Here is a 6290-nt window from a genome sequence, read left to right on the forward strand (position 1 = left end):
GTCAGGTAAAAAGGTTGCGCGCTCATCCATTGGCTCCGGTTGGCTCGCTGCCAGGACGCTGGCCGACCAGCGCGGGGTAGAGCGAGAGGCGCAGGCCCACGAGCGCGTGCTGCGTGTCGCGCAGCCAGCGCTGCGTGAAGTGCGCGGGCGGCGGCGTTTGCGCGCTTGCGCCGGCCGGGCCCGCTGCATCGGCATCAGCGGCGCGGGCGGCATCGGCGGCTTCTTGCGCAAGTCCTTGCGCGGCCACTCGATGCAGCGCGTCGTCGATGGTGGCGAGCAGCGCGGGCGGGGCGCTCTGGCGTTCGCTTGTCTGCGCGCAGCGCGTGTAATGGTCGCTCACGCCCGCGAGTACGCGGTCGATGACGGCGGGCATGTCGCCGTTGAGCTTGCGGCGCGAACGGCGCAGGTCCAGCGCGTTGAGCGCGATGCGCAGGTCGCGAAAGCTCTCGATCGAAGGATGACGATGCTCGTCCGAGGCCGCAAGGCGCGGAATCAGCTGCATCAGGCGGTCGACCATGCGCGAGGCCAGATCGCGCTGGTCGGCGATGCGCCCGGCGCTGGCCGAGAGCGCCACGTCGGTCCAGCTCGAGCGCAACAGGCGCTTCGCCGCGAATTCCGCGCCGAACGGGCGCGTCACGCGCGTCCACACATAGGCGAACAGCAGGCCCGAGATGCCCGCGATATTGCTGTTCAGGAATACGAAGAAATCGGCTTCGTACGCGCTCTGGATGCTGATGAAGGTGGCCGTGTTCACGGCCACGAGCATCGTCACCATGTTGAACTGCGGGCGCGGAATGAGCGTGCCGATCAGGATGAACGGTCCCGCGAACAGCAGCACGAGCATGGCGAAGTCGTGCACCTTGGGCAGCACCACGAACAGATAGAGCCCCGCGAACACCGCGCTCGCCGCTGTCGCGACGAAGAAGCGGAACACCAGCGGCGCGGGGTCGTCGAGCGCCGCGAAGAAGCAGCAGGCCACCGCCGCGAGCGTCACCGCGCCCGCGCCGTCGTGCCAGCCCGAGCTGACCCACAGCCAGCACGCCACCAGAATCGCGCCCATCGGCACGAGGCATGAGAACAGCATGAGGCCGCGGTCGTAGAAGCGCTCGGTGCCGCCGAGACGCCAGTGCCGGTAGCGCGGCCGCCACGTGCCGGTTTCGTGCGCGATCAGCGCGCGCAGGGTCCGGCAGTCCTGCCACACGTCGATCACCTGACCCAGACGCCACAGCGCGTTCGAGAGCAGCGCCCCCTCCCAGCTCGTGAGCGCGTCGTGCGGGGGCTGCAGTGCGGCCACGCGCGCGCGCAGGCTCTCGGCGACGGGGTCGCCCGCGTCGTCGTGGATTTCGGCGGCGCGCGTGGGCAGCGGAGCGTCGAACCATTTTGCGGCGTCGGCGAGCAGTGCGTCGAGGCCTTCCGGCCACGTGTGCAGATCGCGCCGCAATGCGATGAGCGGGTCCGCGAGCGCGGAAATCATCGGCAGGAACAACTGCATGCGCCCACGCAGGTTTTGCGCGCGCGAGAGGATTTCCGGATGCGTGTGGTCGTAGCTCAACTGGCTCAGCAGGAATTCGAGCTGGTTCACCGTGGAGGCCATGCGCTGCCGGCAGGCCGAGATCGCCTTGCCTGCGATGGTCCCGGAGAGCGTTTCGCGGCCATAGAAGGCGGCGTCGCGGAACCACGCATCGGCGCGCTCGATCAGCGTGGGCGCGAGCCGGCTCGGCAAGATGGCGCTGCCCACCACGCTCGCGCAGATGATGCCGAGCGTGATCTCCTGGGTGCGCGCGATGGCCACGTCGAATATCGTGGTGGGATCGGTCACGGTGGGCAGCGCGATGAGCGGCATGGTGTAGCCCGCAAGCATGAACACGTAGCTGCGCGCGGTGCGGTCCGAAATCGCCAGATAGAGCATCGTGCCGGTCCAGAGCGCCACGATCACGCTGAACAGCAGCGGCGTTTCGACGAACGGCGGCACCAGCGTGATGGCGGCGGTTGCGCCCAGCGCGGTGCCGAGCGCCCGGTAGAGCGCCTTCGAGCGCGTGGCGCCCACGAACGGATTCGAGACGATATAGACGCTCGCCATGGCCCAGTACGGGCGCGGCAGCTGAAATATCAGCGCGATATAGAGCGCGAGCATCGAAGCGGCGAAGGTCTTGACCGAGAAAAGCCAGTCGCGCCAGGAGGGGTAAGTCATGAGCCGCTTGCCGCTATCAGTCGTGAATGGACGCGTCGGCCGGGTCCGGCGCGTTGAAGGCGTTGAGCACGCGCAGCGTGGTTTCCAGATCGGCGCGGCTCACGCCCTTGAGCACGCGCGCGCGCAGCGCACGCAGGTCTTCCTCCATTTTCGCGGTGACGGCGTGGCCTTCACGGGTCAGCGAGATGGTCTTGGCGCGGCGGTCGTCGGGGTCTTCATCGCGGCGCACGAGGCCTGCTGCGCAGAGCTGATCGAGCAGACGCACGAGCGAGGGACCTTCGATGCCCACGTGCTCGGCGAGCGTGACCTGGCGCACCGCTTCGCCAAGCCGCCCGGCGGTGAGCAGCGGCGCGGCGCAGGCCTCGGAGACGTTATAGGCGGCGAGCGCGCCGTGACTCGTGCGCCGCCATTTGCGCGCCGCCACGACGAGCGTGCTGCTGACGGCAAGACGTAAAGTGTGAAGATTCGACATCGGCGCGATGATAGCGGAAAACTATTCGGTAGCAAACTATCGTTTTTCGGCTGCCTGTCACTGGGCTTTCAGGCTGAGGTGCCGCCTGCCTGGGAAGACCTTTCCAGATGGTAGTGGAATGGATGCAGGCGTGCTTTTTGGGTGCCGCTTTTTTGTGCGCTAGCCGGGCGATGCGAAGTTCACTGGACGCGCCAATCCGCGAGCAGGGCAGGCAGTTGCGCCATGTCCGTGAACACCTGCGCGACGCCCACGTCGAGCAGCGCCTGCGCGCTGCTGTGGCCCGGCGTGCCGGGGCTGTAGCCGAACACGGTGGCGCCCGCCGCGAGACCGGCGCGCGCGCCCGTCACGGTGTCTTCGATCACGGCGCAGCGTTGCGGCGCGGCGCTGAGGCCCGCGGCGGCGGCCAGGTAGACGTCGGGGTGGGGCTTGCTGCGCGGCGTTTCGTGGCCGCTGAAGATGCGCCCCGCGAAGCAGTCGAACAGATCCACCTTGCGCAGCTGCAACTCGACCTTGTAGCGGTCCGCGCCCGAGGCCACTGCAATGCGCCCGTCATATGCCGCGTGCACGGCGTGCACGGCGGCCGGTGCGCCCGGTATCTCGGCAAGGTCGCGTTCGAGCGCCGCGTTGCGGCGCGCGCGAAAGGTTTCGAGCCAGCTTTCGGTGATGCGAAAACCGGTGTGCTGCTCGATGCGCGCGGCCTCGTCCTTCACCATCTTGCCGACGAAAATGCGCATCGCCTCGTCCACGGAGAGCGTCCAGCCGAGCTCGCCCAGCATCTGGACCAGCACGACATGCGTGATGCGTTCCGAGTCGACGAGTACGCCGTCGCAGTCGAAGAGCACGGCGTCGAAGGGGAGATGGGGCATGGCTTGGCGGATCATCGAAGGCAATGGCAGCGCCCGCGCGCGGAGCGTGGCGCGAACAGAAGCGGCGAGAACGGAGAGCGCGATGATAACCGGGATGCGGCGCGGGCGTCGGGTTCGGCTGCAGGCTCAGGGCCCTCGCGAGGCCCGTGCAACGCTGCTCACTGCCCATTCCCCCCATCATCATCCACGCACAACTGCGGGTCGGCCACGAGGCAATCCTCATTCGATTGCACCGCCATTCCGCGCGTCTTCGTGGCCGACTCCTGCGCGGCCACGTGCAGGCCCTTCGGCAACAGCAGCCACATGCGCAGGCGCTCCTTGGTGCGGCTCGCCTCGGCCTGCGCGGACTGGCCGAAGCCATAGAAGTAATCGGCGCGCACCGCGCCCTGGATCGCGCCGCCCGAGTCCTGCGCCATCATCAGGCGATTCACGGCGCCGGGCGTTTGCGGGTCGTCGCGCGTGGCGACGAACACCGGCGAGCCGAGCGGCGTCGTGCGCGGATCCACGGCCACCGAGCGGCCCGCCGAAAGGGGCACGCCGAGCGCGCCGATCGGTCCGTTCGGCGAATCGGGAATGGGCCGGAAGAACACGTAGCTCGGATCGGAGATCGCGAACGCGTGCTTCGGTTGCGCAATCGCGCCAGCCGCGGTGGCGAGGTCCGCGCCCGGGCTGGCGTTGGCGTTGGCGTTCTTCGCCGCCGGTTGCTGAGCACCAGCCACGGCGGGGCGCGCCGCGCCGCTCGCCGACGGGCCGGCGCTGGCGAGCTTGAAGCCGCGCAGCAGCGGCGAGGTGGGCTGGTCGTCGTCGTTGTCGTTCGCGCCCGTCGACGACGCGCCGCCGTCCTGCGAGCCTTGCGGCCCGTTGGCGCTGGCGACCAGTTCGGAACCGCCGCCGCCGCTATCGTCGGCGACGTCGATGTCCATCTCGATGCCGCGCACCTTGAGCTTGCGTCCAGTCGCGCCCGCGCGCGCGACTGGCGGCTGGAAGGGCTGGCCGTTCTGCTCGGCATAGGCCACGCGGCGGATCGTGCCGTCGCGCATGCGGATCTTGCCCGAGCCCTGCACCTGCATCGAATAGAGCAGCACGGGGTCGTCCACCCACGCGAGCACCGGCGCGCGCGCCGCGCCGCGCTCGATTTCGGCGCGCGTGTAGTACGGCACGATGCGTGTGCCGTCGAGGCGCAGGCGCAGTTTCTTGTCGCGGATATCGGGCACGCTGTCGCGCAGGTCGAGCGCGTAGACGCCCTTCGCGCTGCCGGGCGCTGCGCCCGGCAGCGGGATCACGGTGCGTCCTTCGACGCGGGCCGCCGTGATGCTGCCGCGCGCCGCGCCGCCGAGCCGGCGCGAGTCGAGGTAAAGCATGTCCTCGGGCACGCCGTAGACCGGGTAGACATAAGCGCCGCCGGCCTGGCGGCTGCCGTTCAGGAGCGGCTCGTAATAGCCGGTCATGGTGCCGTCGCCGCTGCGGTCGGTGTTGCGGATCTGGTAGACGTCGAAGTTCGTCTCGAAGAAGCGGCGGATCGCGGCGGCGCTGGCCGTGTCCACGCCGCGCGCGGCCGCGCAGGGCGCGGCCCAGCCGTTGCGCGAGCCGAGCACGCCGCAACTGCGCTTGAAGGCGTCGAGCGAGCCGCTCAGGTCGTCGGCGCTCCAGCCGGGCAGGTCGGCGAAGCGCGCGGTCTGGTACCACGCGTGGCGCGTGGAAAATGCGGCAACGGGCGCGCCGGACGAGGGCGGGGCGGCGGGGGTGGCCGCGGCCGGTGCGGTGGAGGCAGCGGGCGTGACCGGCGCGGCGGCAGCGATGCTGGATCCACTGGTGGATCCCGTGGCTGCCGTGGCCGTTGCTGGCGCCGTGGCCGGCGTCGCGGCCGGGGCGGCCGGCGTCGCGGGCACGGGTGGCGCAGATGGCAAAGCCTTCGCCGCGGTCGTCGTTGCCGGAGCTTGCGCCGCTGCTGGTGCTGCTTGCGCCTTGCCCGCCTGCGCTTGCGTGGACGACCCGATGATCACCGAGCTAGCCGGATAGTTGCTCGCACAGCCGGCGAGCGCGGCTGCCGCTGCAGCCGCCGCGAGCAGAAAAAGCGGTCTGTCCATGACGGTCTCCTGTGACCTATGGCGCTGCGGCGCTACGATCGCGGCGCCTGGCCGTTGCCGCCCACCACGTCGATTTTGAACGTCGCCGCGCCGAATGCGTTGCTGCAACTCGCGCCGCCTTTCGCGCAGCGCGCCTCGCCCGCGAACGGCGACGCGCTCGTCGTGCGCTTCGCGGCGGCGGCCTGCTGGGCGCTCGTGGGGAAATCGGCGAACACGTCGCCCGGGTGCAGTCCGGCGTTCGAGAAGTCGCGCGGCTCGGGCGACACGATCACGAGAAAGTGGATCGGCCCGGCGGGCGCGTCGGCGAGCATCGGCCAGCTCGAGCGCGGCAGCGTGAGCGTCTGCCCGGCGGCGATGGTGTTGGCCTTGTCGCGGCCGTTGGGCAGCAGCATCAGATAGTTGCCCTCGGGGTCGACCATGAACGCGTAGACACGGCCGGCGCGGCTGCTCGTCACCTGAAATTGCAGGAAGTCTTTCTTGATGCGCGCGGTCGTGCTGCGCAGGGTCGTGCGCACGTTGATCGAGGGATCCGCGAGCGTCACGATGCGCTCGAACTCGCTGACCGGCGTGTAGGGCTCAAGCGTGGCGGCCGGCGGCGCTGCCGTGGCGGCGCTGGCGCTCGGCTGCGCAAGCGCGGCGGCGGTGGCGGGCGTGGCGGGCGGCGGCACGGGAGG

At 69.9% G+C, this 6290-nt stretch carries 5 protein-coding genes; all 5 read right to left on the reverse strand.

The features are described 5' to 3' along the window. Positions 1-22: 22 nt before the first annotated feature. Positions 23-2191, reverse strand: a complete 2169-nt coding sequence (locus HV773_RS08635; protein ID WP_175194799.1) for an FUSC family protein — start codon at positions 2189-2191, stop codon at positions 23-25. 16 nt (positions 2192-2207) lie between these two features. Continuing rightward, complete coding sequence (locus HV773_RS08640) at positions 2208-2663, reverse strand: MarR family winged helix-turn-helix transcriptional regulator (RefSeq protein ID WP_175194800.1); 456 nt, start codon at positions 2661-2663, stop codon at positions 2208-2210. A 179-nt stretch (positions 2664-2842) separates the two neighbouring features. Continuing rightward, positions 2843-3529 carry an HAD family hydrolase gene (locus HV773_RS08645; RefSeq protein ID WP_175194801.1) on the reverse strand — a complete coding sequence of 229 codons (687 nt, stop codon included), beginning with the start codon at positions 3527-3529 and terminating at the stop codon, positions 2843-2845. Positions 3530-3687: 158 nt separating this feature from the next. Next, a complete protein-coding gene (gene mltA, locus HV773_RS08650) occupies positions 3688-5616 on the reverse strand; it encodes a murein transglycosylase A (protein ID WP_175194802.1) in 1929 nt (642 codons plus the stop codon). A 32-nt stretch (positions 5617-5648) separates the two neighbouring features. Further along, a partial coding sequence (locus tag HV773_RS08655) for a DUF4384 domain-containing protein (RefSeq protein ID WP_175194803.1) occupies positions 5649-6290 on the reverse strand: 642 nt, incomplete at its 5' end.

It is taken from the genome of Paraburkholderia caffeinitolerans, assembly GCF_902859945.1.
GTDB lineage: Bacteria > Pseudomonadota > Gammaproteobacteria > Burkholderiales > Burkholderiaceae > Paraburkholderia > Paraburkholderia caffeinitolerans.

Bases quoted from the DNA above. Each gene is read 5' to 3' on its own strand.
- HV773_RS08640 (WP_175194800.1), bottom strand. From the start codon at position 2,663: ATGTCGAATCTTCACACTTTACGTCTTGCCGTCAGCAGCACGCTCGTC.
- mltA (WP_175194802.1), bottom strand. From the start codon at position 5,616: ATGGACAGACCGCTTTTTCTGCTCGCGGCGGCTGCAGCGGCAGCCGCG.
- HV773_RS08635 (WP_175194799.1), bottom strand. From the start codon at position 2,191: ATGACTTACCCCTCCTGGCGCGACTGGCTTTTCTCGGTCAAGACCTTC.
- HV773_RS08645 (WP_175194801.1), bottom strand. From the start codon at position 3,529: ATGCCCCATCTCCCCTTCGACGCCGTGCTCTTCGACTGCGACGGCGTA.